Origin of the sequence: Rhizobium skierniewicense Ch11 (assembly GCF_023757665.1) — a bacterium.
GTDB lineage: Bacteria > Pseudomonadota > Alphaproteobacteria > Rhizobiales > Rhizobiaceae > Agrobacterium > Agrobacterium skierniewicense.
Genome location: NZ_RXPG01000030.1, coordinates 322,422 through 347,853 on the forward strand (window position 1 = coordinate 322,422; position 25,432 = coordinate 347,853).

The window sequence follows — 25,432 nt, forward strand, 5'->3', positions numbered from 1 at the left end:
CCTAAAGTAGCGGGCGGTCCGCCGCACGGGCAGGCCACTTGGCAAGAGGTTCGGATTGACCGCGCATGGTTGCGATCAGGCGCGTGAAGCTGTTGATGGATGTGTAAAGACCAAAGAAATGGTTCAGCACGCTCGCAAACACAAAGGCGGCGGAGCGGTCGATCATCGCCGGATCAAACTCCAGAGTGATGTCTGTTCCCGGGACCATGGCCGAACCGATCCTGGCGTGGGAATTGCTGGCTTCCACCGACGTGATCGCTTCTACCAGTTGACGTGTTTCCGGCGTATCGCGGAAGGCGTAGAGCGACAGGATGTCCTTGAGCGGTGCGCCACCATTGTCAAAGAGCGAGAGATGGTTGAGCAACAGGTGGGAGACCAGCCTCCATTCTCGTGCGGATCGTTCGGTCATTCGCACGGCCGGCGTCGGCGGCAACAGGGCATGGATGGACTCGATCGCCTCGTTTCCAGCCGATAGCTGAAGGAAGGGGTGCCCTCCACCAAAAGGAAGCTGGCTGGGAAGCTCGCGGTTGATACACAGCGTTTCCACGCTGGCGACAACATCGAGCGGCCCCAATGGCCCACGCTGCTGGTCAACGAAGGCTATATCCGTGTCGGATGAACCATCGTCATCGTCGAAACGCCGGTAGGATTGCCAGAACACATTGGACCCATTGCTTCTCTGGGTTCGGCCAAAGAATGGCGACGTCGTTTCGATATGACCGGAGCGGTTTGTCAGATGGACACCTTCGACCCCGTAGATCTCTCGTGTTCGCTGGCGCCGTGCATCCGGTAGCAGCCGGTACTCCGTTCGGGTGCCGTCCAGATTGATCGGCTCACAGGATTGCTGGAAAAGGTTGATGACGGGCGATGCGTTGAGCACGAAGTCCTTTGCCGAGACCATCCGCTCAAGGCGCGCATCAGCTGCGTCAAGATAAATATAAAGTTCGCAGTCACCGCCTGTCCACTGGTTCATGCCGTCAATGTCGAGAAACAGAAACTTGTGCGGAAGCGCAAAAAACTCAGTCAGCAGCCGGTAACCGTCGAAGCTGTTTGCAGGGTAGGGCAGCATGGCCTGGTCGCGCGCAAAGCCCGATGTTTTCAGGTTCTTTGCGGGAAGAAACACGGCGTTCTTGTCTTCGGAATGCTGGGCAAGTGCCACTCCGACACAATGGTTCGCCAGCAACTCGTAAAGGGCTGTTGCCTGCTGCCATGCCGACGATATGAAAATCTGCAGCGAACTCAGCCCCATCTCCCGGAATGTCGTGGGACGTGGCGCTGTGGTGCGCAGAGAGAGCTTCAGGCAGCTGGCGGCACCCGCACTGCTTGCCGAAAACGGCGCGTCGATGGGCTGGCTAACGAGCGATGCGCCAGAGATTTCCAGCGGAACGATGTCGGTGTCCTGTGCGGTCCGGAACCGGCAGCTCTCCCCGCCAATCGGTTCAGCCAGAATTTCGCTATGACGCTCCAGCCTCTGAACGGTCGTAAGAGCGGCGCTTGGCTTGAAATGCACGACGCTCATCGAGGGCAGGGGCGCCAGATAATGGGGATAGAGCGTCTCGAGCAGGCTGTCCGAGAGTTCGGGAAATTCATCATCGAGCTTCAGACGCACGCGAGCAGCGGAGTATGCAAAGCTCTGGATCAAACGTTCGACATGCGGGTCATCGGCAACGTCACCGGTCATCCGCAGCCGTCCGGCGATCTTTGGGAACGCCTTGGCAAAGCGGGACGCACGCTTTCTCAGCGCAAACAGTTCGTCGTTGTATTTTTCCAGAAAGCCGTCAGGCATTTCCCGCCTCCACCAGAAAGCGTTGGGTAGAAGGGTCTATCTTGGATTCAAAACTGATCGGCGGCATGCCCTCATGCAGGCGGAACGTTGCCTGAATGCGCATTCTCAGCGCCCGGTCACCGTCCACCCTGTTGCGCAAAATGGTGACCCGAACATCTGAAAGCCGTGTTTCAAACATGCTGATGCGACGCTCGATCGTCTGCGCGAGCTTTGCCTTGGAAGCATCGGTGACGAGGTTCGCGGAGAGTATGCCATCGACACCGTAGCTCACCAGCGCGTCTGGCAGTTCTTTGAGATCGGCAGACGGCCCCGCAGGATTGCGCCGCGTGTTCAGCAGGGCTTCCAGATCGCGGCGAATAACCTCCCGCATTTCACGAACCTGATCAGCGAGGCTGGCGGGTGGATCATTTTCCGCATCCGGTGCATCATCCAGCAGTCGGTCGAAAACCGACCGAGACAACGTCCGCTGCTTGGGTCTGTATTGCTCGAGCGGATCAACCACGCGCAGTCTGCCTTTCTTGCGTTTCAGCAGTAGAGGACAGAGTGGATATTTCGTGGAATGGCACGAGATCATCACCGATCAACAGGCAACGTTGGCCTTCTCCGGTGACGAGCGGACCGGCATCGTTCCAGATTGTTTCGCGACCCAGCAACATTGTCGGGCTACCAGTTTCGCTGTGGTACAGCGACGGCACCAAGACCGACGCCATGGCGCCGTCACGCAGAGATAACTCTGCCTGGCGGAAGGCGATGTCGCGCGGGCGCTTCATCGGCTCTATCGTCAGCGACTCGATCCTGGCGTAATCGATCCAAAGATAGCGACCTCCGTCCGTCAACACTTCGAGGGCGTGTGGAATACGGTCATCGAGGTCGCGAATATCTCCAGCGGGTTTGCCGTTGCAGACAATGGAGAGCTCGCCGCGCTGTGCCTCGAGTTCCGCGAGCGCGCCCGTGGCCGCTTCCGCGTCGCCTGCGCGCGCCGCAATATTTGCCTTGATCGCAAGCTGATCGAGTTCGGAAGGACCGTTTGCAAAATCGGGGACGGCACCGTCCACGAACCAGGCATTACGTGCTGCCATAGCACGCAAATGGTGGCGGATGATGGAAAAGCCGACAGCATCCTGTGGGGCAAATGTGGCGGCAAGGTTGCACTGCGCATCCGCTTTTTCGAACTCGCCGGCTAGGATGAGCAGGTCGACGTAAAGATTGCGGCCTTCCTTATCAGACGGCTTTACCTTCACATGTTCTTTTGCGGCGCCAATGGCCTCCTGGAGCTGATCGCCGTCGAGCAGGCGGGAGATGTCTTCGCGCAGTGTCATGCGGTAATCCTTTGCGGTTCGGGGGCTGCCCCGCTGCGGACAATGGGAGTTGTCGTTTCGGCAATAAGGTGAAAGCTGGTCGAGACGTCATCCAGCTGAAAGTGGGGCTGGAGACGAACGGTACACGAGAAGCTGCCCGGTTTTCCCGGAATTTCGAAGACCTCTATGCCCGCGGAACGCAGGGGATAGCGTGCTCTCAGAGTGGCCTCGGCGTCGTCATTGCCGAGCGTATAGGACGCCAGCCATGTTTCCAGCTTGCGTTCAATCGTGCGCGCATCGCTCAGTGCACCAATGTCGTCACGCATGATAACCTTGAGGTAGTGCGAAAAGCGGGAAGCGCAGAGTACATATTGCAGCATCGCAGCCAGTCTGGCGTTTTGTCGTGCGCTCTCGCCGGAATAATGGCCCGGAGCATGAAGCGACTGATTTGCGTTGAAAATTGCCATGCTGGACAAATAGGTCGTAGAGACCGGCACGATGCCAAGGTCGGAGAACTGTTGTTCCTGGCCAGTGGTGAGTTGTGCCTCGACGGGCGGCTGTGCTGAAAGTCCGTCGCTTTCAAGGCCCAAGTCGAGTGGGGGTAACTGCGCGGGCGACAGCATGCCGCCATCCACAGCATCCTGCGTTACGCCACGAATATCGGCAAACCAGCCGCTCTCGTTGAAATTCCTGACGACGACGGCCCCAAAGGCAAAGGCGGCATTTCCCCACAGCAATGTTTCCCCGTCCTCCGACACGTGTTCACGGAAGGGGAAAGGATCTTCGCGCCTGCGCGAATATGGTTTGTGTGGTGAGCGTAAAAGGATGCGGGGGGCGACAAGACCAACAAACCGGCTGTCATCACGCGCACGCAGCGCATTCCATCGCAGCCGCGACTTTTCCTGCTTCAACCATGAAAAGTCGTGAACGCGGTTCAGTTCGGAAAAATCCTCAAGGCCGACCGTCATGGGGGACGCTGCCGCGACGAATGGGCAAAACGCGGCCGCAGCAACCATGCCGATCTGTGAAAGAGCGGTTATGGAATCAATGCCCTCCAAGTCATCAGGCGAAAACGTGTAGTCGCCAATCAACAGACCGACAGGCTCGCCGCCCGGCATTCCGAATTCGCGGCTATAGATAATCTCGAAAAGGTGGCTTTGGTCAAAATCCGTCGCCCGCTCCATGCTGCGGGCCAGTTCACGCCAACTTGCGTTCAGCAACTTGATCTTGACGTCGGGGCCTCGGCTTGCCTCGCGCACCACCATGGCAAGCCCTCGCCATCTCGCTTCCATCGCCTGAAAATCAGGATGGTGCAAAATGGCGTTGACCTGCGCGTTCAACGCCTCGTCTATGAGTGCGATGAGCAGGTCGGCCTGACTGCGGGTGTCCGAAACGGACCGTGGCTTCATGGATGGGCTCCAGGCGCAAATGCGAGAAGAGGGGCACTGCTGCCCCTTTTCATCTTCAGTTCTTGGTTGGAATACGGGCGACCATACGCAGCGACGTCGTCAGCTCTTCCATCTGCAACCATGGACGCATCCAGGCAACGGCGTTGTATGCGCCAGGCTTGCCAGGAATTTCCTGAACGGTGACCTTGGCGTCGCGAAGAGGATATTTCGCCCTGGACTCCTCGCCTGCCTCGTCGTTGGCGTTGACATAGTTGGAAATCCAGCGATTGAGCCAGACTTCGCAATCCGATGCCTCCATGAACGAGCCAATCTTATCGCGGCCCATGACCTTCAGGTAATGGGCAAACCGGGACGTCGCCATCATGTAGGGCAGGCGGGCGGACACTGCTGCGTTTGCTGTCGCTTCCGGCCGGTCGTACAGCTTGGGCTTGTGGGCCGTCTGCGCGCCGAAGAAGACGGCGTAATCTGTGTTCTTGTAGTGGCACAGTGGGAGAAAGCCGAGCTTGCCGAGTTCCGCATCGCGACGGTCAGTGATTCCGACCTCAGTCGGGCACTTTAAATCCAGATCACCATCGTCACTGGAGAAGACATGCATTGGGAGATTTTCGACCTTGCCGCCGTTTTCGGCACCACGGATCGCCGTGCACCAGCCATTTTTGGCGAAGGCGTCCGTCAGCTTCGTCCCCATAACGTATGCCGCATTCATCCAGCAATATTCGTCATGATCGAGATCGTTGTTCACGGAACCCTTGGTCTCATCATAGGCAAATTCGTCGATCGGATTGGTCTTCGGGCCATACGGCATCCGTGCGAGAACGCGGGGCAGGGCGAGCGTGACGAAGCGGGAATCGTCGCTCTCGCGGAAGCTGCGCCATTTTGCGTATTCGACAGTGTCGAAAATCTTCTCAAGGTCGCGTGGGCGCGCCAGATCGCGGTAGTCGTCAAAGCCGAACATGCGGGGGCTTGCAGCGGAAATGAATGGCGCAAAGGCAGCCGCCGCGATCGAAGAGACGCCCTGCAACAACTGAACGTCTTCGAACGAGTTATCGAACTCGTAGTCGCCGATAATGGCGCCCATGGGTTCACCGCCGGGAGTGCCGAATTCGTCTTCATAAATCGATTTGAACAGGCGGGATTGATCGAACTCGACGGCCTTTTCAAGATCGCGGCTGACTTCACGCTTGGTGGCGTTCAGAACGCGGATCTTGAGGTTGACGCTCGTCTCGGAGTTCTTGACCAGATAGTTCAGTCCGCGCCACGTGCCCTCCAGTTTCGTGAACTCAGGCGCCTGCATGACGGCGGCGAGCTGAACGGAAATCGCCCGATCAAGGTCGGCAATCGCCTGATTAAGGGTAACTGTGAGGTTGCGGTCATATTTGACGGTACCCTTGAGGGCTTGATCCGTCAGCGTGCGCAGAAGATTTTGAGCACGGTCGGGTTCGGTCTGGCGTGTTGCGGCAACCACCTTGGCCAGAAGGCCATTTTCTTCGGTCGTCGTTGCCTGTGCGTCATTTTTCAGCAGGCTATCAGCGCTCATGTCTCAATCCTTCCAAATGCGGCTTTCTTGTCTGCCGCTAGAACCGGGGAAGCCCCGTTGCCGGGGCGTCTCAACGAAGCAATGCTAATGCAGCGAAGCTATTTGCCTTCGCCGTTCTTCTCTTTCAGCTCAGATACAAGCGTTCCCAGATCAGTCTTGTTCTGCAGAATATCTTCCAGCAATCGCTCCAGGTCTTCCGAACGGTCCGCTTTGGAAAGCAGGTCGCGCAGTTCGTTGCGCGCATCGAGAAGGGCCTTGAGTGCCGGAACTTGCTCCACCACCGCGCCGGGCAGGAAATCGTCCATGCTTTCGAATTTGAGGTTGATCTGCAAATCCGTTCCGTCATCCTGGAGCGTGTTGGGAACGCTCATGTTCAGACCAGGCGTCATGCGTCGCATGACTTCATCGAAATTGTCCCGGTCGATCTGGACGAACTTGCGTTCACCAAAAGGTTTCAATGGCTGGGTGGGGTTGCCGGAGAAATCACCAAGCACGCCAACGACAAATGGCAGTTCCTTGACCACCATGGCGCCTTCGGTTTCCACTTCGTATTTGATGTGAACGCGAGGTTTGCGAACACGCTCCAGCTTCTCATGTACACTTGGCATTGGAACCTCCTTGACGCTTTAAAAGCATTGCTGACTTTGGGGAGCACGCCCCCGTGATTTCACTATTTCCCGGCATCTTCGCCACCCGGCTTTATGCCCGCTGCCGTCAATACCGCATTGCGCACTTGCGCCTCGGGCAACAGCTCGGCAAGTAGCTCTGAAAAATCCATGCGCCCCCTGCGGACCAATGTTTCGATAGCCAACGAAATCGGAGAATGCGGTTCCGTTCGGCGAAAGTAACGCGCAACTGCGAGAAGAGTTTCAAATGCGTCGTCACGTGAAGCGATTTCTTCCGGGTTCGAAGTTAAGTTTTTCTGAACTTCTGGCTGCGCAGGCGCATTTTCCTCATCCGTTATGCGTGTATTCTGTGGAGGCGGCGGTGGTGCGCCATCTTTTCCACCCAGGGCGCGGATTGCGGCAGCTGTTTCGATGAGGATATTTCTGATGTTGGAACTCGCGGGTGCGTTGGGCCCACACCGTTCCGATAGAATTGCGCTGATCGCGTCAAACATTTCGAGGCAGGCGTTCACGTCGGCCAATTGTGCGGACATCGCTGCGACACCGACTTCGGACGCCGCCTGATACAAATCTTCACGGCGCTTGGTTTCAGCAGGTCTCTGCGCCAACTGAAAGTCCCAGAGTGTCCGTTCTCCGAATTTCCCGCCAGGAATGAGCGAGCTCAGTCTCAAGGGCTGAACAAGCGTTCCTTCGCTTCCCACACCGTTCAATCCGGCAAACGGAGAAAATTTTTCTTCGTCATCATCGTCGCTGATCGACTTGATCGAGTCCCACTGGTTGCACAAAATGTCATGGGTCAAGCGGTAGATTTCGAGTAAGCCGGTGTAGCCCCGCAACCTAAGTTCTGCTTCGGCAAGCCATGCCAATATTTCGATATCACGACTTTCAGAATATATAATCTGCAATCCGAGATTGCTAACCTCTGTCCAGTTATTGGAAACCCTGAGAACTTCCTGTGGGGAAACAGAGCGCTCTTCTGCCCGAGCTTGGTTTCTTTCATCCTTAATTCTATAGTAAAGTTCGCGAGTTCTTTGATTGCCTCGAATATTTTCTCCGCAATCTCCAAGATATTCTATATTGCTTGTGACTTCTTGCGCACTCAATATCAGTCTATCCCTCTTAAAGTATGATGTTTCCGTGACGGTTACTTCCGTTACGTAATGTAAGTCACCAACCAGACTTATGGAAAATAAGGCGAAATTGTGGTGACTTCATTTTAAACTCGTCAAATAAAAAACGCAACTTTTGGCTGGACAAGTGAGTTTCACCCACCTAACTATGCCACGTCACGTTGTGTAATGTCGCAAATCGGAGGCCCGCTGCATGTCGCACATAGATCTCAATCGCCTGATCGAAGCGCTTGAGCCAGACCTGCGGGTGTCGCTGGAGGCTGCCGCATCGGTCGCTGCCCGGCGTAACCATCGGTATGTGGATATTGCCCACTGGTTGTGTGCGGTTGTGGAAAACGACAAGCATGCTGACATTTTGGCTCAACTGAAAATTCCGGTCGATAATCTGCGCGCCGAGATCGATAGAGCTTTGGACGATGCGGCAATCGGCGATGGCGAAGCGCTTTCCCTGTCGCAGAACGTCTTGACGACTGGTCGCGAGGCATGGCTTCTCGCATCATTACAGGACGGTCGCAGCCACGTCGATCTCGTTCATCTCATTCTCGCCCTTGATGAGGAGGCCTCGCTCCGCAGTCTCGTGCGGGCAGCGTTCCCCTCGCTCAAACTGGTGGATCGCGTTGCTTTGCAAGCTTTGCGTGAGGAGCAGGCGTTGCAGCCGGAGAGCGGCTCTAGGAACGAACAGGGTTCGCCTCTGTCGGGGCAGGGCAAAGACCAAAACGATTTTCTTCGGCTTTACACACAGGACATGACTGAAGATGCCCGTCAGGGCAAGGTCGATCCGGTCATCGGACGCGACGAAGAGTTGCGACAGATGATCGATATCCTGACCCGGCGGCGGCAGAACAACCCCATTCTCGTTGGTGAGGCTGGTGTTGGGAAAACGGCAGTTGCGGAAGCATTGGCCCTGGAAATCGTTTCCGGGAACGTACCGGAAAAGCTGAGAGACGTGCGACTTCTCAGTCTCGATCTGTCTCTTTTGCAGGCAGGCGCAGGCGTGAAGGGTGAATTCGAGCGACGTCTCCATGGTGTTATCGACGCGGTGAAGCGTTCGGTTGATCCCATTATTCTCTTCATTGACGAGGCGCATGGGCTTGTCGGTGCGGGCGGTGCCGCAGGGCAGGGAGATGCCGCAAATATTCTTAAGCCTGCGCTGGCCCGCGGTGAGGTCCGGACAGTGGCCGCGACGACCTGGAGCGAATACAAGAAATATTTCGAAAAAGATGCTGCGTTAACGCGCAGGTTCCAGCCAGTTCACATCCGCGAACCTGATGAGACGACAGCCATTCGGATGCTCCGGGGTATCGCAGATACCTTTATCAAGCATCATGGTGTTACGATACGCGACGAGGCGATCGTCGCCGCCGTGCAATTGTCTGCACGCTATATGCCCGCACGACAGCTGCCCGACAAGGCTGTCAGCTTGCTGGATACGGCCGCTGCTGCCGTTTCGCTCGCACGCCAGACGCTTCCGGAAAAGCTTCGTAACATGGAGAGCGAGAAGCGTCTTCTGGCGACCGAGCTTGAGTGGCTGTCGCGCGAAAGCTCTGACGAGGAAATGACCAAGCGGATCGAAGCGATCAAGAGTGAGATCGAAAGTCTCGAAGCATCGATAGACGATGTGCGCACGCGATACGATGCAGAAATTCTCGATCTTTCACAAGCGGACGATGCCTCGACCTCGACAATCGAGGCATCGAACATCGCACCTTTGAGACCTGTTGCCGCCCGGTCCGATGGACATGACGAAAGACTGGTGCCGTTGGTGGTAGACCGGGAGATGATTGCGGCCGTCGTATCGCGATGGACTGGCATTCCGCTCGGAAAACTCCTGGCAGACCAGATCGAAAGCGCCAAGACGCTCGATGAGCGCATGAAGCAGCGCGTCATCGGGCAGGATTGGGCCATCGATCGCATTGCGGATGCGATGCGTACGGCGAGAGCCGGCCTATCGGATCCTCGCCGTCCACCTGCCGTTTTCATGCTTGTCGGCATGTCTGGCACCGGCAAGACAGAAACCGCTCTCTCCCTCGCCGACTTGCTCTATGGCGGGAACGGTCATCTAACGACAATCAATATGTCCGAGTTCAAGGAGGAACATAAGGTTTCCCTGCTTCTCGGCTCACCGCCAGGCTATGTCGGTTATGGCGAGGGTGGCGTTTTGACGGAAGCGGTGCGTCGTCGTCCGTTTGGCGTTCTGCTGCTGGACGAAATCGATAAGGCGCATCCGGGCGTTCAGGATATTTTCTATCAGGTCTTCGACAAGGGAATGTTGAAAGACGGCGAAGGTCGTGACATCGACTTCAAGAATACGACGATCTTCATGACGGCCAATACCGGATCAGAACTCCTGTCCGCTCTGTCGGCTGATCCCGACACGATGCCAGAGGGTGAGGCCCTTGAGGCACTGTTGATGCCGGAACTGACAAAGCAGTTCAAGCCAGCGTTCCTCGGTCGAACCGTCATCCTGCCTTTCATGCCACTGGGACCTGAGCAACTTTCCCGGATTGTAGACATCCAAATTGATAAAATAGCCGAGCGGGTGCGCTCATCTTATGGAACCGAACTGGAACTTTCGGCAGCGGCGCGTGAAGCGCTCGTCGGACGTGCCGGTTCGAGCGAAATCGGCGCTCGCGCCATCGAAATCATGATTGGCAGAGACCTCCTGCCGCCTTTGTCCAGCTTCTTCCTCGAGAAGGTCATCGCTGGCGACAAGGTGAGGCGTGTGACTGTCGATTTTGATGATACCGGGTTCGGCATCCGTGCCGATGCGGTTGGGAATATGGACGAATTCGCGGCGGCTCCAGCAGCTGCTGCGGATAAAGTTGCCGCGTCGGATGGGGTTTCTCGACGCATGCGGCATTAGACGAAAGGTAACCCGACCTCGAAGCAAGAGGTCTATCAATCAATACAGGAGCTTACAGTATGCCAATTTATCTGCAGTTGGACGGCATTCAGGGTGATGCAACCCATGAGGAACACCGTAAGTGGATGGATATCGAAGCCCTTCACTGGAACGTCGCTCGTAACATGAATACCTCTGCTGGTTCTGCGGCGAACCGCGAAGCCTCCGAGCCGACAATCTCGGAAGTGATCCTCACAAAGGTCAGCGACTCATCCTCCACCAAGCTTTTTGGTGAAGCATGCGCCGGTCGCACCGGCAAGCAGGCGACGATCCACCTCGTCACGACCGGTAACCCCGGCAACACCTATATCGAGTACCTGCTAACCAATACTCTGATTGCCAGCTACTCCGTCGATTCCAGCGGTGACCGTCCTGTTGAGACTATCAAGCTCAACTTCACCAAAATGGAAGTGAAGTACACACCGTTCGACGATCAGAACAACCCGCAGTCGCCAATGATCTCGTCCTACGATCTGGCGACGACAAAGGCTGCCTAATCGCCCTGGCCTCCGGTGCGGGACCTTCTCGCACCGGAGATTGTCAAGCGAGCTGTTCCGTTGCCGTGACGTTTCCGTCTCGCGTTTCGATTGGTCAACAAATGTTCGGCATGTATCCAGCGCTCGTCTTGACAACATTCCTGTCGTGGGTGGGCTTTGCATTGCCATCGGAAGCGGCAGATCGGACCTGGATATACTCCGGTTCCGAGTTGAAGCAGGCAATCGAGGGCAAGCTTTCACCTGAAGTTTCCGACCCGGAACTCCGCCGTTTGGTTTCCGTCGCCAAAAGTAGCGCTTATATCGCAGCCGTAGCAGATTTGACGGCAAACGCGCACTGGTGTGGTGCCGGTGATATTGCACCGCACGAAATCACAGACCGCGTCTACACCTATCTGGTCGATATACCCTCCGAAAAACTTGCCGAACCGGCAGCCGCTTTGGTCGAAGAAGCGCTCGTCATCGCATTTCCGTGTGAACCTAAAAAAAACTGATCGGACATCGTCATGCGCATTGATTTCGATACACTTTATGCAAATTATCCAAGCAGCGAAGTATCGCGCGGCAACTATGTCAGTCAGAAAGACTTGTTCACCGAAATTGGATGGGACGATTTTATCGGTAATCCGAGCTACAATAACACGTGTGCCATTCGTGTCAGCCTTGCGTTCGTCAAATCTGGCATCAACGTCGTGCCTGGTTCCCATAAAATCCTGAAAGGTCCCTTCACAGGGAAGGGCGTTGAAGTCTCGATGAGACGGCTTGCCGATCTGCTCGCCCGAAACAATTACCTTGGCCGTTATGAGCCCTACACGCCTGCCACGGCCCAGAATGGTATTGGCGCCCGCAAAGGCGTTGTCGCTTTCAACAATATTCCCGGATATCGCGGCGGTGGCCACATCGATCTGGTGTTGGGCGGAACTGACGCCACACAGTGCGGCTCAAGTTGCTACTACAATTCCGAAACGATCTGGTTCTGGCCGCTGCAGTCCAACCGAGTTTCCTGATTGGATATTTCGATTGCGACGCGCTTCCGCTTACCATTGAGAGGTTCTCCCAAGGGCAAGTAAAGACGCTTGCGCAGCGTGGCGCTTTGAGACCGCTGGTTTGACTTCGACTGTGCAACCGGAATTGTTGATCAGCGCGTCGGAAACTTCGGTGACTCGGCGCATCTTAACGCAGCATGATGTGGCCACGCATTAGCTCACGTATCGCACACCTGGATTTGACCCCATTGAAACTCGACCCGGATCGGGTCTTCGCCGATCTCCGGCGAGATTGCGTCGCCTCAGACGTTGAATCTCGCGGCCTGGTGCGCCGCTCCCGCCCAAATTCGTTAAAAGCAGGCGGGTCTCATGGGCGGCTTATGTTAGGTCTATAACGCTCCCGTAGAATCTGTCTTCCTCAGCGCTGCTGATGGACGGGTTTGCTGGATATTTGCTTTTAGAGGAGGCCAGACATGACCAAGCGTATCATTTTTACAGGTGGCACAGGCAAGGCCGGACGCCATGCCGTTCCCAAGCTGTTGGAAAAGGGTTATTCCGTTTTGAATGTCGATTTAAAACCCTTGGATTTGCCAGGGGTCAACACGTTGATTGCGGATATCACCGATAGCGGCCAGGTTTTTAATGCGCTGACGACACATTTCGGGTTCGATGGTTTTGAAAAAGGTGAACCTCCTTCCGCACCTGATGCTGTCGTGCATTTTGCGGCTATTCCCCGTGTGTTGATCGAGCCTGACAACAAGACCTTCGAAGCGAACGTGGTCGGCACATACAATGTGATCGAAGCAGCGATGAAGCTGGGTGTTCGCAAGGTCATCATCGCCTCGAGCGAGACGACCTACGGCGTCTGCTTTGCGGAAGGTGAAAAGGATTTTCACGCCTTTCCACTGGATGAGAGTTATGATTCCGATCCCATGGACAGTTATGGCTTGTCGAAGCTTGTCAATGAAAAGACGGCACGGGCTTTTGCCATGCGGTACAAGGCAGATATCTATGCGCTGCGCATCGCCAATGTCATCGAGCCGCATGAATACTCCAACTTTCCAGCCTTTCTCGATGATCCCATGTCGCGAAAACGCAACGCCTGGAGCTACATCGATGCGCGGGATCTTGGCACTCTCGTTCATCTCTGCATCGAAAAAGACGGGCTTGGGTATCAGGTTTTCAACGCCGTCAATGATACGATCACGGCCGATCTGCCAACGGCCGAATTTCTTGCCAAATACTGCCCCAACACCCCGATCCTGCGGGAAATGGGGCCGGACGAGGCGCCACTCTCCAACCGGAAGGCGCGTGAAATCCTGGGCTTCAAGGAAGAGCATCCCTGGAAGCGGTATGTTGCGCGGTAAGGCTTGAGCTCCGTCAACAAACTCTACCGATGGAGAAGCGGGGGGTGGGCCATACCGGCCTGCCTCCTTTTCTTTTTTCAGGATCTGCCCATTTCTTAGCGCTCGCCGTGGCGCACAAGAGGCAATTGCACAGACAGAATGCGTCTTTGCAAAAGACATCTTAGGAGTTTCCGAAAGAGGCTTTACAAATGATATAAAGTGATAACAATAGGAAGTATAAAGCGACCCCTTGGTGAGGGAAATGGCGACTGAAATCAGTCGTGCAGGGAGGTCGCATGTCCTGGAGGTCATCATGGAAACTTCATCGCTCACCGCGCGTCAGATTTACGAGCAGGCCAAGGCAAATCCCACACGTAAACGGTTCGGGTTCGGTCGCAAGCCGATGTTGATCAACATCGATCTGCAATGTGCCTATACTTCTCTTGGCGAATTCGTGTCTGCCTACGAGACTGATCCGAGGCAGCTCGATTACGTCAATACACTGTCGAACCTTGCCCGCGACAAGAAGCTTCCCGTGACCTGGACCTATGTCGCCTACATGGAGTCGGGCGAAGATTGCGGTGTCTGGGGGACCCGAACCAACACGCCGGACTCACTTCAGAACATCAAGGTTGGTTCGCGCAGGGCAGAGTTCGATCCGCGTCTGCAGATTGATCACGTCAAGGACATCATCATCAACAAGCGCATGGCGTCTCCGTTTCACGAGACGAATCTTCAGTCCCTGATGGTCTGGCACCAGTGCGATACCGTGGTTCTGACGGGTGGTTCTACATCTGGCTGCGTCCGCGCCTGCGTCGTCGATTCCATTTCGCGCGGTTATCGGGTTATCGTTCCCGAGGAATGTGTCGCGGACAAGCATGAGAGCCCACACTTCGCCAACCTCTACGACATCGCGGTGAAATACGGCGACGTAATCCCCGTGGCGGATGCCATTGCCTGGTACGAGGCCTACCAGCCGGAGGAGCGTTAAAATGGCTGCCGAGGGAACCGCGATGAAGTCGGATCTGGGGCTTTATGATTACCTGCCTTGGCCGAACCGTCCCAAGATCGTCTGGCCCGGCAACAAGAAGATCGCCGTCTGGATCGCGCCCAACATCGAGTTCTACGAATACAATCCGCCGAACAATCCGACCCGCACGCCGTGGGCGCGACCGAACCCGGATGTCCTGCAATATTCCCACCGCGATTACGGCAACCGGGCCGGTTGGCAGCGGATGATGGCGGCGATGGACAAGGCCGGGTTTCGCGGTTCCGTCTCTTTGAACGTTGCGCTGTGCGACCACCACCCTGAAATCATCAAGGCCTGCGCTGATCGTGGCTGGGAGTTCTTTTCCCACGGTATCTACAACACCCGTTATGTCTATAATCTCGATATCGAGCAGGAACGCGCCGTTATTCGCGATGCTTTCGATACGGTCCGCAAACACACCGGTCAGGAATTGGCCGGGTGGCTCTCGCCCGCGCTCTCCAACAATTTCTGGACGATGGATATTCTGTCGGAAGCCGGTATTCAGTATACCTGCGATATGTTCCACGACGACCAGCCGATGCCGGTCAAGGTCAACACAGGCAAGCTGATCTCGATGCCTTACTCGCTCGAGATGAACGACGTCATCGTCTACAACAGCCAGAAGGTCACATCGCGCCATTACGGCGAAATCATCAAACGGCAGTTCGATCAGCTCTACAAGGAAGGCGACGAAAGCGGCACTGTCATGTGCATTCCGCTACACCCATACCTTGTAGGGCAGCCGCACCGCATCGACGCGTTTGCCGAAGCTATTGAATATATCGCCAGCCATGATGGCGTGTGGCAAACGACAGGCCGCGAGATTGCCGCCGCCTACTATTCCACCGGTGCCTATGACGCCATGAGCGCTGCTATGGCTGCCCAAAAAATCGGGAAAGGTGCGCGCTGATGTCAATGCCTGAAGACTATCTCAACTATCCCGCCCGTCGTTATGGCATGGACCATGACCGCTATGCGTGGAGCAATCTTTTCACTCGCAAGCCGATCGCATGGCCGGATGGCGCGCGTGTTGCGCTCTCCATCGTCACCCATGTCCAGCATTTTCCACTGGATATGCCATCCAAGCCATTCAAGGCGCCAGGTGCCTTGTCCATGCCGTACCCGGACTTTCGATATTATACGAACCGTGACTACGGAAATCGGATCGGCATTTTCCGCATTCTCAAGCTTCTGGCGGAAAAGGAGCTGGAAACCAGCTTTGCCATCAATGGTGTGATTGCAGCGCGGTATCCGGCACTGATCGAAGCCGTCGTAAGAGGCGGGCATGAGATTATCGCCCACGGTCTGGATATGGGCAAGGTCCACCATTCCGGGTTGGGTGAAGACGAAGAAAATGCCATCATCGTCGAGGCCTTGAAACTGCTTCGTGAAGCGAGCGGACAGAAGGTCGAGGGCTGGCTGTCGCCGGGTCGGGCGCAGGGTTTCAATACGCCCGATCTTTTGGCGTGCAACGGTGTCGCTTACAGTCTGGATTGGGCAAACGACGACTTGCCTTATGAGATGCAGACGAAAAACGGTGCACTCCTCGCCGTTCCCATGGCCTACGAGACTGACGACCGTGTGGTTGCCGAGGAGTATTTCCACTCCGAAGCGGAATGGGTGCAGCAGGTCAAGGACCGCTTCGACGTTCTCTATCGTGAAAGCGCGGACTATGGCGGCCGCATCATGAGCCTTCCCCTGCATAGCTGGGTCTCCGGCATGCCTTACCGCATCGAATATCTGCGTGAGGCGCTCGATTACATTCTGTCGCATGACGGCGTGTGGAATGCGCCCGCAGGCGACATTTGCGAAGCGTTCCGTGCTGCGCGCTAAAGCCGAACCTCGAACTGATAACAGGAAGACAAGGTCATGGCGCAAGCAGTCGCACCGCGCACAATGTTGGGCAAGATCTGGGATGAGCATGAGATATTGCGACATCCCGCCGGGCCATCGCTGCTTTATATCGACCGCGATATGATCCATGAAGGCAGTTTTCATGCCTTTGCGGATTTGAAACGGCGTGGCCTGAAGCCACGGCGTCCACAGCAAATCTTCGGTGTCGCCGATCACTATGTCCCGACACGGGGGCGAACATCGCGTGATGCGGCAAGTCCCGCCATTGCCCACATGATCGATACGTTCGATGAAAACATGGAATGGGGCGGTATGCGCCATTTCGGAATAACGAGCCGTGAGCAGGGCATCGTCCACGTCGTGGCACCGGAGCAGGGTATTACGCTTCCCGGCCTCACCATCGTCTGTTCCGACAGCCATACCTCGACCCAGGGCGCGCTGGGCGCAATCGCTTTCGGCATCGGTCAATCCGAAAACGCCCATGTTCTGGCCACCCAGACGCTGTGGCAGTCACGTCCCAAAACCATGCGGATCACGATCGATGGAAAGCTTGGACAGGGCGTCACGGCCAAGGACGTGATGCTGGCGCTGATCGCGAAGATCGGCGCAGCAGGCGCTGGGGGGCATGCCATCGAATTCGCCGGGCAGGTTGTTCGAGACCTTTCCATTGAGGGGCGGTTGACGCTGTGTAACATGTCGATCGAGGCTGCTGCCCGTTTCGGTATGGTTGCTGCAGACGAGACGACTTTCGCTTACGTCAGAGGCCGCAATTTCGCGCCATCGGAGCAGGAATGGGAGGGCGCGGTTGCGCATTGGCGCACGCTCTCCAGCGATCCGGAGGCTTTTTTCGACGCGGAAATGTCGTTGGATGGTGCCGATATTGCGCCGATGGTGACATGGGGCACGAGCCCGGAAGATGCCGTTTCGATCGACGGACGCGTTCCTGACCCATCAAGTTTCGACAGTTCTGACAAGCGCAAGGCCGCAACGAAATCACTTGAATATATGGAGCTCACCCCTGGCACGCCTCTGGACGGCTTGAAACTGGACAAGGTCTTTATCGGTTCCTGCACCAACAGCCGGATCGAGGATTTACGGGCTGCCGCCTCCATACTCAAAGGCCGCAGGGCAATGATACCGGCCATAGTCGTGCCAGGTTCGACGCAGGTAAAAGAGCAGGCAGAAGCTGAGGGCATTGCCCGTACCTTCCGCGACGCGGGTTTCGAATGGCGCGACTCCGGCTGTTCCATGTGCGCGGCGATGAATGGCGATGTGGTTGGCCCCGGTGAACGCTGTGCCTCCACCTCAAATCGTAACTTCGTCGGCCGCCAGGGCCCGGGTGCCCGCACCCATCTGGTTAGTCCCGCAATGGCTGCTGCCGCTGCCATCCGCGGCTGTCTGACCGACGTGCGCGGGATGTGAGGACACGATGATGAAAGCCTTTATTCGTGAAACATCTACGGCAATATCTATACCCGGCGTCAACTGCGACACGGACCAGATCATTCCCGGCCGTTTTCTCAAGGAAGATCGCGCGCAGGGCTATGGGCAGTTCCTGTTTCACGATATCCGGCGCAATGAAAAAGGTGACCTCGATCCGGTCTTTCCACTGAACAAGCCGGGTGCCGATGCCGCGACCATCCTTCTGGTCGAAGATAATTTCGGTTGCGGATCGTCCCGTGAGGGCGCCGTTTACGCTTTGGTCGATCATGGCATCCGGGCGCTCATCGCACCGAGCTTCGGCGATATCTTCTTCAACAATGCCCTGAAAAACGGGCTCGTGCCTGTCCGCCTGGCCGCTGAACACTGCGAGGCGCTCGCGGATCATCTCAACCGTTTTCCGGATGCCGAGGTTACGGTCGATCTGGAGGGCGCACAACTGGTGCTGCCGGGTAATCTCGGCACGCACCCCATCACGATCGATCCCTTCGCGCGTGACTGTATTTTACGCGGTCTGGACGAGATCGAGATGACGTTCACATTCATGGAGCAGATCACCGCCTTCGAAACCGATCGAATGGCGTCACATTCCTGGCTGGGCCGTTGACGGGCGGACCAGCGAGTTTCTTTTGCCGTCTCATAAAAAAACTGGGAGCATAACAATGACATTTGAAATTCACAGACGCAGCCTTCTAAAAGCATCCGGCGCCCTGGCCGTCGGTTTCGCCGCACCGTCCATCCTGCGCGCGCAGACACCGACCATAAAGGTTGGTGTCATCGAACCGCTGACGGGTAACCTTGCCTACAACGGCACGCAAAGTGCAGCCGGCGCAAAGTTCGCAGCCGAAGCCATCAATGCCGCAGGCGGCATCAAGTCCATGGGCGGCGCGAAAATTGAGCTCGTCGTGGTCGATGCGCAGAGCCGCCCGGAAGCCGCAGCTGCTGCTGTCGATACTCTCATTCAGGCCGATGCCTGTGCGTTTACTGGCGCGACCGCCTCTGCGCTTGGGCTTGCCTCTTCACAGGCTGCAGCAAAATACAATCTCGCGCAGGTCTTTTCCATCGGTACAGCGGAAACGGTTGTCCAACGTGGCCTGCCGAATGTCTTCCGCTTTACCCCCGGCGTTAACAAGTGCACCAGCGTCGCGCTCGAAAACCTGAAGCTTCTGAATGAGAGCACGGGCAGTACGGTCAAGACTGCGGCAATCGTCCATGAAGACGGGCCTTTCGGCTCCAACATGGCAAAAATTCTGGCCGAGCAATTGCCAAAGCAGGGCATTGAGGTCGTTGAGACCATTTCCCATCCAACGCCCCAGCGTGACTTCTCCAACATCGCGCTGCGCGTCAAGGCGTCCAAGGCCGATATTCTCATTCCTTCGAACTACATCAACGAATATACGCTGATGGCGCGCGCTCTCAGCCAGCAACGCGTAGAACTGAAGGCGATCTATTCGATCCTTGGCGGTGCGGCGTCGAACATCAAGTTCGTCCGCGAAAACAACAAGGTCGCGCAGTACGTCATGGACTGCAATCACTGGTACGATCCGTCCAAGGACTTGTCCAAGGCGCTCGCCGCCAGCGTTGCCGCTGCCAATCTGGATATGACCTATGACGTCATGGTGTCCTACGCGACGATCCAGGTTATTGCCGACGCGCTGGAGCGTAGCGGTTCCGCCGACCGCCAGAAGATGATCGAGGCTTTGGCTGCATCCACCTTCGATCAGTCGATCATGCCTTACGGCCCGATAAAGTTCGTCAATGGCGACAATGTCAATTCTCGGCCGGTGAACACGCAGATTCGTGGTGAAAAGATCGAACTGGTCTTTCCAAAGGAATATGCCACCGCAGAAGCGGTCTTCCCGATCCCTGCTCAAAACTGACGCGGTCTCGCCCCCATGGTCGTGAATGTCTGTGGGGGCACTCTTCAAACGACAGAGAGGCGAGCCCTTATGTCAAGTCTGATCTTACCTGCCGTGTTGAGCGGCCTGATGATGGGAGCCGTCTATGCGCTGGTGGCGCTGGGCTTGACCCTGATTTATGGCGTGCTCCACATCATCAACTTCGCGCATGGCAGCCTGTTGATGCTGGCGCTCTATGCCGTCTACTTTCTGTATTTCCATTTCGGCATCGATCCGTATCTCGCCATTCCGATCGTTCTTCCGGCCTTCTTCGCGTTGGGTTACGTGCTGCAACGGTTCCTGATCGCGCCAATGAGCAGCGGATCGGAACAGAACGTCCTGCTCATCACGCTTGCGGTGTCGATGATCATCGACAATCTGGCGCTCTACTTCTGGACGTCCAATACGCGCACGGCCGATATCGCCTATGCCTATGATACGGTCGAAGTGCTGGGCGCCTATCTGCCGCTCGGGCGCGTGATTGCTTTTGGTGCCGCGCTCGCCGTCGCGCCGCTGCTTTGGTGCTTCATGGCCTATACCCGCACAGGCTCGGCGATCCGCGCCGTGGCGATTGAAAAGCGCGGTGCCGAACTCGTCGGTATCGATGTCAACCACACCTATGCGGTTTGTTTTGGCATCGGCACGGCCTGCGTGGCACTTGCCGCTTGCCTGCTGTTGCCAACCTTCTACATCACCCCACAGGTTGGCTATACCTTCGTGCTCGTTGCCTTCACCACGGTGGTCTTGGGCGGAATGGGCAGTCTGCTGGGTGCCTTGGTCGCCGGTCTGCTTCTGGGTGTCATCGAGTCCCTCTGCGGTCTCTTCCTTGGCGAAAGCCTCGGTCAGATCGGCATCTTTCTAGCCTTCATTCTCATCCTTCTCTTCAAACCGTCAGGGCTACTCGGGAGGGCAAAGACATGAGACCTCAATCCATCGGGCAAATTGCCCTTATTGCGGCGGCTCTCGCCTATCTCTTCGGGGTCTATTTCGCGTCGTCGCCAGTGTGGATGGGCTTTACCATCAATGCGTTGATTGTCGCCGTCGTTGCCCTGTCATGGAATATCACCGGCGGTTTTGGCGGCATGTCCTCCTTCGGTCACGCAGCACTTTATGGCACTGGTGCCTATGCATCGGCCATCCTTCAGGTGCAATATGGTGTCAATGCGTGGGTTGGCTTCGGCGCGGGCATTCTTGCAGGTGCTATCATGGGTGCCTTCATTGGCGCGCTTGCTTTCCGTTACGGTTTGAGAGGCTCCTACTTCGCGCTCGTTACCTTGGCCTTTGCAGAAGTGCTGCGCATCTGCGCGTCTTCCTTCGATTTCACCGGCGGTGGTAGCGGATTGCAATTGAAGCTGGCACCCGGCGTTGGCAATCTGCAATTCAACGACCGTGTCATTGCTTACACCGCTCTGTTGGTCGTGGTCGCGTTGGTCATGGCGCTGACGGCTCTCATCAAATATTCCCGTTTCGGTGCTTATCTGATCGCCGTTAGGGAAAATGAAGATGCAGCGCGTGCACTCGGCATCGACACCTACAAGATCAAGGTGCAGGCGATGGCGATCTCCGGCGCATTCGGCGGTCTGGCCGGTGTGCTGTATCTCCAACTGTGGCTCTTCATCGACAGCAACGTCGTCTATGGCAGCGCGGTCTCTATCGAAGCTCTGATCGGCCCGATTATCGGCGGTGCGGGCACGATTTGGGGTCCACTTCTCGGCACGCTCGGCCTGCACCTGCTCGGAGAAGGTGCCAAACATCTGCTGCCCAATGCGCCGGGTCTGAACTTCGTGCTCTACGCGATTGTGCTGATCTGCGCGCTGCGCTTCCTGCCGAACGGCCTTGTCGGCCTTGCGGGCAAGCTTGGTGCCTTCAAGAAGAAGGAGGACGACAATGCTTGAGGTCCGAAATCTTTCCAAAAGCTTCGGCGGCTTGAAAGCCGTCACGGATGCTTCGCTCGATGTACCCGAGGGTTCCATCGTCGGACTGCTGGGCCCCAACGGTGCTGGCAAGACAACCTGCTTCACCATGATTGCCGGTTTTACCAAGCCGGACGAAGGCACCGTCCGCTTTCAGGGCAAGGACATCACCGGCGTTGCGCCGCACAGCATCTGCGCACTTGGGATGATCCGCACCTTCCAGATCGTCCAGCCCTTCGCAGGCCTGACGGTTCAGGAAAACATCGCTGTTGGTGCCTATCTTCACCACCATGACCGTCGCGAAGCGATGTCGGTGGCGCGGGATGTGGGAAAACGGCTCGGCATGGGAGCGATGCTTGATCGCCCCGCATCGTCGCTGACGATTGCGGGACGCAAGCGGCTGGAGCTTGCACGTGCGCTGGCAACAGGTGCCAAGCTGCTGCTGCTGGATGAGGTCATGGCGGGGCTGATCCCGTCCGAGATCACCGAGATCGTCGGCATTATCAGAACGATCCGCGACGAAGGGCACACCTTCCTGATGATCGAACATGTCATGCAGGCGGTCATGCAGCTTGCCGAAACGGCTTATGTGCTGAACCAGGGCAAGATGATTGCCCACGGAACGCCGCGTGAACTCGTCAAGGACCCATCCGTGGTGGAAGCCTATCTGGGCCATGGTGCGGCCGCACGTCTGCAGGAGGAAAACCATGCTTGATATCAAGGGTATCCGCGCAGGCTATGGCTCGATGAGCGTGCTGCGAGGCATCGATATGAGCGTCGAAAACGGCGAAATCGTTGCCCTGTTGGGGTCCAACGGCGTTGGCAAGACGACGCTCAACAACGTCATATCGGGCTTCATCAAACCAAGCGCCGGATCGATCTCCTTCAAGGGCGTGACGATAACAGGCAAAAACGCGCGTGACATCGTGGCGCTCGGCATCGCCCATGTGCCGGAGGGCCGAAAGGTTTTTCCCAATCTGTCGGTTGGAGAAAATCTGAAGCTTGGTGCGTTTCGCCGTGCCAGCAAAAACACCAAGCAGAATTTCGAGCGCATCTGCGAAATCTTCCCGAGGCTTCGTGAACGAATAACCCAGCTTGCGGGTACTCTTTCTGGCGGTGAGCAGCAAATGCTGGCGATCGGTCGGGGCATGATGTCGGAGCCGGAACTGCTTATTCTGGACGAGCCCTCGCTCGGTCTGTCGCCCATCATGGTCGAGGAGATGTTTGGTCTGATCACGAAGATCAATGCGGATGGCGTGGCTGTATTGCTGGTGGAGCAGAACGTGATGCAGTCGTTGAGTGTCGCAAAGCGCGCCTATGTCATCGAGCAGGGGCGTTTTGTCATGCAGGGAGAGGCCGCCACACTGCTGGCGGATCCGCAGCTGCGCCAAGCCTATCTCGGAATGTGAGATGCTGCCCCGGATGGAGTAAGCCGGGGCCAATTTACGGAGAAATGGAGAATACAATGTCCCTTACACGTACCCAGCGTCTGCGGCAGCTGCTCGCAGGCGAACGAGCCCTCATGGCGCCCGGTGTGGTCGATGCCATGTATGCCCGCCTCGTAACCGAAGCCGGTTTTGACGCCATGTATATGACGGGCGCTGGCACATCCGCCACGCGTCTCGGCTACCCGGATGTCGGCCTGCTGACCATGACCGAGATGGTCGATAATGCCACGCGTATTGCCGACGCCTCCGACATTCCGCTGATTGCCGATGCTGATAATGGTTTCGGCGGTCCGCTGAACGTCCGCCGTGCCATTCAGCTTTATGAGCGTGGCGGCGTCGCTGCGGTACATCTGGAGGACCAGGTTCTGCCAAAGCGCTGCGGCCATCTGGCGGGTAAGCAGATTGTTCCAGTCGAAGATATGGTGGCGAAGGTGAAGGCCGCCGTGGATGCACGGATCGACCAGAACTTTGTCGTCATCGCCCGCACGGATGCTCTGGCGCTGCATGGTCGAAACGCCGCCTTTGACCGAGCCGAGATGTACCGCGAAGCCGGTGCTGACATCATCTTCATCGAAAGCCCCGGCCCGGATGATTTAGCCCACATCGCCCCGCGCTTTCCCGGCATTCCGCTGCTCTACAATATGGCGACCTCGGGCAAGACGCCGTTTCTGACGCGGTCGGAAATCGAAGCGCTAGGTTTCAAGCTCATCATCTACCCCAACTGGCTGCTGCTTTCCGCCTGCGAAGCCGCGCGCAAGACGCTTCAGGTCTTGAAGACCGAGGAGACCATCGCTTCGGTTGCTCCCAACGTCATGAACTTCCAGGAGTTCTTTGACATGGCGCGGATGCCTGAAATTCAGGAACTGGAAGCCCGCTACGGCACACCCGAAGCAAACCGCACCAGCTATTGAGCAGGAGATTTGAGCCATGGCAGTGCTATCTGCGGAAGGCGTGACGTTCGATTTTGAAGTGCCGGTCGTCGTCGTGGGGGCAGGGGCATGCGGTCTCGTCGCAGCCCTTGCGGCACACGATGTGGGGCAAGAGGTGATGGTGCTGGAGCGGGACGAGAACCCGACGGGCTCTACCTCGCTGTCCGCTGGTCTCATTCCGGCACCGTGCACCCGATTGCAGAAGGAAGCCGGTATCGAGGACAGCCCCGAACTTTTTGCGAAAGACCTCGTAGCCAAGACCCATGACCATACGCCGCACGATATGGCGCTGGTTGCGGCGCAAGCCGCAGGTCCTATGATCGACTGGCTGATGGATACGCATAAGGTGGAGTTCGAACTGGTGACGGGGTTCATCTATCCCGGTCATTCGCGCCTTCGCATGCACGGCCCGAAAAGTCGTACCGGTGCGGATCTGGAGCAGGCGCTTCTTGCCGCTGTGTCCAACGCCGATATCGATGTCGTCACAAATGCGTCCGTCGAAGATCTCTATGTGGATACCACTGGTCGCGTCACCGGCGTGCGGTTTCGGCGGCCCGATGGCGCGCTGGAAATGCTGGGCTGCAAGGCGCTCGTTCTGGCCTCCTGCGGCTTTGCTGGCGATGTTGCCTTGGTGCAGAAATACATCCCCGAAATTGCGGACGCAGAATGCTGCGGTCACCTTTCCAATACCGGCGATGCGGTGAAATGGGGACTGGAAATTGGTGCCGCGCTCGCAGATATGGGTGGCTATCAGGGCCATGGTTCTGTCGCTCACCCCCACGGATTACCACTAACCTGGGCCGTTATCACCAAGGGCGGCATTCTTTTGAACGCCGAGGGCCAGCGCTTTTCCAACGAGATGCGCGGCTATTCCGAACATGCCGCAGAAGTCGCAGCGCAGCCCGACCACATCGCCTGGGATATCTATGATTCCAGAGGAGATGAGGCGGGCATGGGCTTTTACGATTACCGGGAAATCCGCAAGCTGGGCGCCATCAAGACAGCAAACAGCCTGGAAGAACTGGCGGCTGTAACAGGCCTGCCGCTTGCAGATATCCGGGAAGAATTCGAGGCCATCGATACATCCGCACGCACCGGCACGCCGGATCGGTTTGGTCGGACGTTCACGCAGGATGATGTGCTCAGCGCGCCCTATCATGCCGTGAAAGTCAACGGCGCGCTGTTCCACACCCAAGGCGGGTTGGTGATCAACGCCGAGGCGCGAGTGCTACGCGAGGATGGCACAGCCTTGCCGAACCTGCTGGCAGGTGGGGGCGCGGCGCGCGGTGTCTCGGGAGATTCCAATTACGGCTACCTGTCCGGCAACGGCCTTTTGACGGCAACCAGCTTCGGTCGGTTGGCGGGCATGACCGCCGCGCGGATTGCTGCCGAAAGCTGAAACAGGA

24 protein-coding genes are annotated in these 25,432 nt (G+C 56.9%); 17 read left to right on the top strand and 7 right to left on the bottom strand.

What is annotated here, in order from left to right; all coding sequences use genetic code 11:
• Nucleotide 1 precedes the first annotated feature (1 nt).
• The 7 genes from tssF to tssA all read right to left on the bottom strand — a co-directional run bounded on the left by tssF (nucleotide 2) and on the right by tssA (nucleotide 7,759).
• A complete protein-coding gene (gene tssF, locus EKM04_RS21360) occupies nucleotides 2-1,786 on the bottom strand; it encodes a type VI secretion system baseplate subunit TssF (RefSeq protein ID WP_183893369.1) in 1,785 nt (594 codons plus the stop codon).
• Nucleotides 1,779-2,288 carry a type VI secretion system baseplate subunit TssE gene (gene tssE / locus EKM04_RS21365; RefSeq protein ID WP_174155039.1) on the bottom strand — a complete coding sequence of 170 codons (510 nt, stop codon included), beginning with the start codon at nucleotides 2,286-2,288 and terminating at the stop codon, nucleotides 1,779-1,781. The genes tssF and tssE overlap by 8 nt, the downstream gene beginning before the upstream one ends.
• Nucleotides 2,281-3,105, bottom strand: a complete 825-nt coding sequence (locus EKM04_RS21370; RefSeq protein ID WP_183893371.1) for a type VI secretion system accessory protein TagJ — start codon at nucleotides 3,103-3,105, stop codon at nucleotides 2,281-2,283. Before EKM04_RS21370 ends, tssE begins: the two co-directional genes overlap by 8 nt.
• Nucleotides 3,102-4,493: a type VI secretion system contractile sheath large subunit gene (gene tssC, locus EKM04_RS21375; protein WP_183893373.1), complete on the bottom strand. Its 1,392-nt coding sequence runs from the start codon at nucleotides 4,491-4,493 to the stop codon at nucleotides 3,102-3,104. Before tssC (EKM04_RS21375) ends, EKM04_RS21370 begins: the two co-directional genes overlap by 4 nt.
• 55 nt (nucleotides 4,494-4,548) lie before the next feature.
• Nucleotides 4,549-6,030 carry a type VI secretion system contractile sheath large subunit gene (gene tssC / locus EKM04_RS21380; RefSeq protein ID WP_183893375.1) on the bottom strand — a complete coding sequence of 494 codons (1,482 nt, stop codon included), beginning with the start codon at nucleotides 6,028-6,030 and terminating at the stop codon, nucleotides 4,549-4,551.
• A gap of 98 nt (nucleotides 6,031-6,128) precedes the next feature.
• The gene (gene tssB, locus EKM04_RS21385) at nucleotides 6,129-6,638 is read right to left on the bottom strand and encodes a type VI secretion system contractile sheath small subunit (protein ID WP_174155032.1); all 510 of its coding nucleotides are present in this window, start codon (nucleotides 6,636-6,638) and stop codon (nucleotides 6,129-6,131) included.
• Nucleotides 6,639-6,700: 62 nt separating this feature from the next.
• On the bottom strand, nucleotides 6,701-7,759 hold the full coding sequence (tssA, locus tag EKM04_RS21390; RefSeq protein WP_183893377.1) for a type VI secretion system protein TssA: 1,059 nt from the start codon (nucleotides 7,757-7,759) through the stop codon (nucleotides 6,701-6,703).
• 220 nt (nucleotides 7,760-7,979) lie between these two features.
• Between tssA and tssH the strand changes: the two genes are divergently transcribed.
• The 17 genes from tssH (at nucleotide 7,980) to EKM04_RS21475 (ending at nucleotide 25,425) form a co-directional block, all read left to right on the top strand.
• Nucleotides 7,980-10,649: a type VI secretion system ATPase TssH gene (gene tssH, locus EKM04_RS21395; RefSeq protein WP_183893379.1), complete on the top strand. Its 2,670-nt coding sequence runs from the start codon at nucleotides 7,980-7,982 to the stop codon at nucleotides 10,647-10,649.
• Between the two features lie 59 nt (nucleotides 10,650-10,708).
• Nucleotides 10,709-11,185, top strand: coding sequence for an Hcp family type VI secretion system effector (locus EKM04_RS21400; RefSeq protein ID WP_174155026.1), 477 nt, complete (start codon nucleotides 10,709-10,711; stop codon nucleotides 11,183-11,185).
• A gap of 101 nt (nucleotides 11,186-11,286) precedes the next feature.
• A complete protein-coding gene (locus EKM04_RS21405) occupies nucleotides 11,287-11,676 on the top strand; it encodes a Rap1a/Tai family immunity protein (RefSeq protein WP_183893381.1) in 390 nt (129 codons plus the stop codon).
• Between the two features lie 12 nt (nucleotides 11,677-11,688).
• The gene (locus tag EKM04_RS21410) at nucleotides 11,689-12,189 is read left to right on the top strand and encodes a type VI secretion system amidase effector protein Tae4 (RefSeq protein ID WP_174155024.1); all 501 of its coding nucleotides are present in this window, start codon (nucleotides 11,689-11,691) and stop codon (nucleotides 12,187-12,189) included.
• A gap of 452 nt (nucleotides 12,190-12,641) precedes the next feature.
• Entirely contained in the window at nucleotides 12,642-13,535 is an 894-nt protein-coding gene (locus tag EKM04_RS21415; RefSeq protein ID WP_183893383.1) for an NAD-dependent epimerase/dehydratase family protein, read from the top strand.
• A gap of 292 nt (nucleotides 13,536-13,827) precedes the next feature.
• The gene (locus EKM04_RS21420; protein ID WP_174155392.1) at nucleotides 13,828-14,505 is read left to right on the top strand and encodes an isochorismatase family protein; all 678 of its coding nucleotides are present in this window, start codon (nucleotides 13,828-13,830) and stop codon (nucleotides 14,503-14,505) included.
• A 1-nt stretch (nucleotide 14,506) separates the two neighbouring features.
• Entirely contained in the window at nucleotides 14,507-15,454 is a 948-nt protein-coding gene (locus tag EKM04_RS21425; protein ID WP_210290004.1) for a polysaccharide deacetylase family protein, read from the top strand.
• Entirely contained in the window at nucleotides 15,454-16,377 is a 924-nt protein-coding gene (locus tag EKM04_RS21430; protein ID WP_183893385.1) for a polysaccharide deacetylase family protein, read from the top strand. Before EKM04_RS21425 ends, EKM04_RS21430 begins: the two co-directional genes overlap by 1 nt.
• Before the next feature lie 36 nt (nucleotides 16,378-16,413).
• On the top strand, nucleotides 16,414-17,820 hold the full coding sequence (gene leuC / locus EKM04_RS21435) for a 3-isopropylmalate dehydratase large subunit (RefSeq protein ID WP_183893387.1): 1,407 nt from the start codon (nucleotides 16,414-16,416) through the stop codon (nucleotides 17,818-17,820).
• 10 nt (nucleotides 17,821-17,830) lie between these two features.
• Nucleotides 17,831-18,445 carry a 3-isopropylmalate dehydratase small subunit gene (leuD, locus tag EKM04_RS21440; RefSeq protein WP_183893389.1) on the top strand — a complete coding sequence of 205 codons (615 nt, stop codon included), beginning with the start codon at nucleotides 17,831-17,833 and terminating at the stop codon, nucleotides 18,443-18,445.
• Nucleotides 18,446-18,500: 55 nt separating this feature from the next.
• Nucleotides 18,501-19,718 carry an ABC transporter substrate-binding protein gene (locus EKM04_RS21445; protein WP_183893391.1) on the top strand — a complete coding sequence of 406 codons (1,218 nt, stop codon included), beginning with the start codon at nucleotides 18,501-18,503 and terminating at the stop codon, nucleotides 19,716-19,718.
• 69 nt (nucleotides 19,719-19,787) lie between these two features.
• Complete coding sequence (locus EKM04_RS21450) at nucleotides 19,788-20,657, top strand: branched-chain amino acid ABC transporter permease (protein WP_183893393.1); 870 nt, start codon at nucleotides 19,788-19,790, stop codon at nucleotides 20,655-20,657.
• A complete protein-coding gene (locus EKM04_RS21455; protein WP_183893395.1) occupies nucleotides 20,654-21,631 on the top strand; it encodes a branched-chain amino acid ABC transporter permease in 978 nt (325 codons plus the stop codon). Before EKM04_RS21450 ends, EKM04_RS21455 begins: the two co-directional genes overlap by 4 nt.
• Nucleotides 21,624-22,364, top strand: a complete 741-nt coding sequence (locus tag EKM04_RS21460; RefSeq protein ID WP_183893397.1) for an ABC transporter ATP-binding protein — start codon at nucleotides 21,624-21,626, stop codon at nucleotides 22,362-22,364. Before EKM04_RS21455 ends, EKM04_RS21460 begins: the two co-directional genes overlap by 8 nt.
• Complete coding sequence (locus EKM04_RS21465; protein ID WP_183893399.1) at nucleotides 22,357-23,058, top strand: ABC transporter ATP-binding protein; 702 nt, start codon at nucleotides 22,357-22,359, stop codon at nucleotides 23,056-23,058. The genes EKM04_RS21460 and EKM04_RS21465 overlap by 8 nt, the downstream gene beginning before the upstream one ends.
• A gap of 56 nt (nucleotides 23,059-23,114) precedes the next feature.
• Nucleotides 23,115-24,008 carry an isocitrate lyase/PEP mutase family protein gene (locus tag EKM04_RS21470; protein WP_210290005.1) on the top strand — a complete coding sequence of 298 codons (894 nt, stop codon included), beginning with the start codon at nucleotides 23,115-23,117 and terminating at the stop codon, nucleotides 24,006-24,008.
• 16 nt (nucleotides 24,009-24,024) lie between these two features.
• Nucleotides 24,025-25,425, top strand: a complete 1,401-nt coding sequence (locus tag EKM04_RS21475; protein ID WP_174155001.1) for an FAD-dependent oxidoreductase — start codon at nucleotides 24,025-24,027, stop codon at nucleotides 25,423-25,425.
• Nucleotides 25,426-25,432: the final 7 nt, after the last annotated feature.

Bases quoted from the DNA above. Each gene is read 5' to 3' on its own strand.
- EKM04_RS21425 (WP_210290004.1), top strand. From the start codon at position 14,507: ATGGCTGCCGAGGGAACCGCGATGAAGTCGGATCTGGGGCTTTATGAT.
- EKM04_RS21445 (WP_183893391.1), top strand. From the start codon at position 18,501: ATGACATTTGAAATTCACAGACGCAGCCTTCTAAAAGCATCCGGCGCC.
- EKM04_RS21455 (WP_183893395.1), top strand. From the start codon at position 20,654: ATGAGACCTCAATCCATCGGGCAAATTGCCCTTATTGCGGCGGCTCTC.
- EKM04_RS21450 (WP_183893393.1), top strand. From the start codon at position 19,788: ATGTCAAGTCTGATCTTACCTGCCGTGTTGAGCGGCCTGATGATGGGA.
- EKM04_RS21410 (WP_174155024.1), top strand. From the start codon at position 11,689: ATGCGCATTGATTTCGATACACTTTATGCAAATTATCCAAGCAGCGAA.
- EKM04_RS21465 (WP_183893399.1), top strand. From the start codon at position 22,357: ATGCTTGATATCAAGGGTATCCGCGCAGGCTATGGCTCGATGAGCGTG.
- leuC (WP_183893387.1), top strand. From the start codon at position 16,414: ATGGCGCAAGCAGTCGCACCGCGCACAATGTTGGGCAAGATCTGGGAT.
- EKM04_RS21460 (WP_183893397.1), top strand. From the start codon at position 21,624: ATGCTTGAGGTCCGAAATCTTTCCAAAAGCTTCGGCGGCTTGAAAGCC.
- tssB (WP_174155032.1), bottom strand. From the start codon at position 6,638: ATGCCAAGTGTACATGAGAAGCTGGAGCGTGTTCGCAAACCTCGCGTT.
- tssC (WP_183893375.1), bottom strand. From the start codon at position 6,030: ATGAGCGCTGATAGCCTGCTGAAAAATGACGCACAGGCAACGACGACC.
- EKM04_RS21405 (WP_183893381.1), top strand. From the start codon at position 11,287: ATGTTCGGCATGTATCCAGCGCTCGTCTTGACAACATTCCTGTCGTGG.
- EKM04_RS21400 (WP_174155026.1), top strand. From the start codon at position 10,709: ATGCCAATTTATCTGCAGTTGGACGGCATTCAGGGTGATGCAACCCAT.
- EKM04_RS21370 (WP_183893371.1), bottom strand. From the start codon at position 3,105: ATGACACTGCGCGAAGACATCTCCCGCCTGCTCGACGGCGATCAGCTC.
- EKM04_RS21415 (WP_183893383.1), top strand. From the start codon at position 12,642: ATGACCAAGCGTATCATTTTTACAGGTGGCACAGGCAAGGCCGGACGC.
- tssH (WP_183893379.1), top strand. From the start codon at position 7,980: ATGTCGCACATAGATCTCAATCGCCTGATCGAAGCGCTTGAGCCAGAC.
- EKM04_RS21475 (WP_174155001.1), top strand. From the start codon at position 24,025: ATGGCAGTGCTATCTGCGGAAGGCGTGACGTTCGATTTTGAAGTGCCG.
- EKM04_RS21430 (WP_183893385.1), top strand. From the start codon at position 15,454: ATGTCAATGCCTGAAGACTATCTCAACTATCCCGCCCGTCGTTATGGC.
- tssC (WP_183893373.1), bottom strand. From the start codon at position 4,493: ATGAAGCCACGGTCCGTTTCGGACACCCGCAGTCAGGCCGACCTGCTC.
- tssF (WP_183893369.1), bottom strand. From the start codon at position 1,786: ATGCCTGACGGCTTTCTGGAAAAATACAACGACGAACTGTTTGCGCTG.
- EKM04_RS21470 (WP_210290005.1), top strand. From the start codon at position 23,115: ATGTCCCTTACACGTACCCAGCGTCTGCGGCAGCTGCTCGCAGGCGAA.
- leuD (WP_183893389.1), top strand. From the start codon at position 17,831: ATGAAAGCCTTTATTCGTGAAACATCTACGGCAATATCTATACCCGGC.
- EKM04_RS21420 (WP_174155392.1), top strand. From the start codon at position 13,828: ATGGAAACTTCATCGCTCACCGCGCGTCAGATTTACGAGCAGGCCAAG.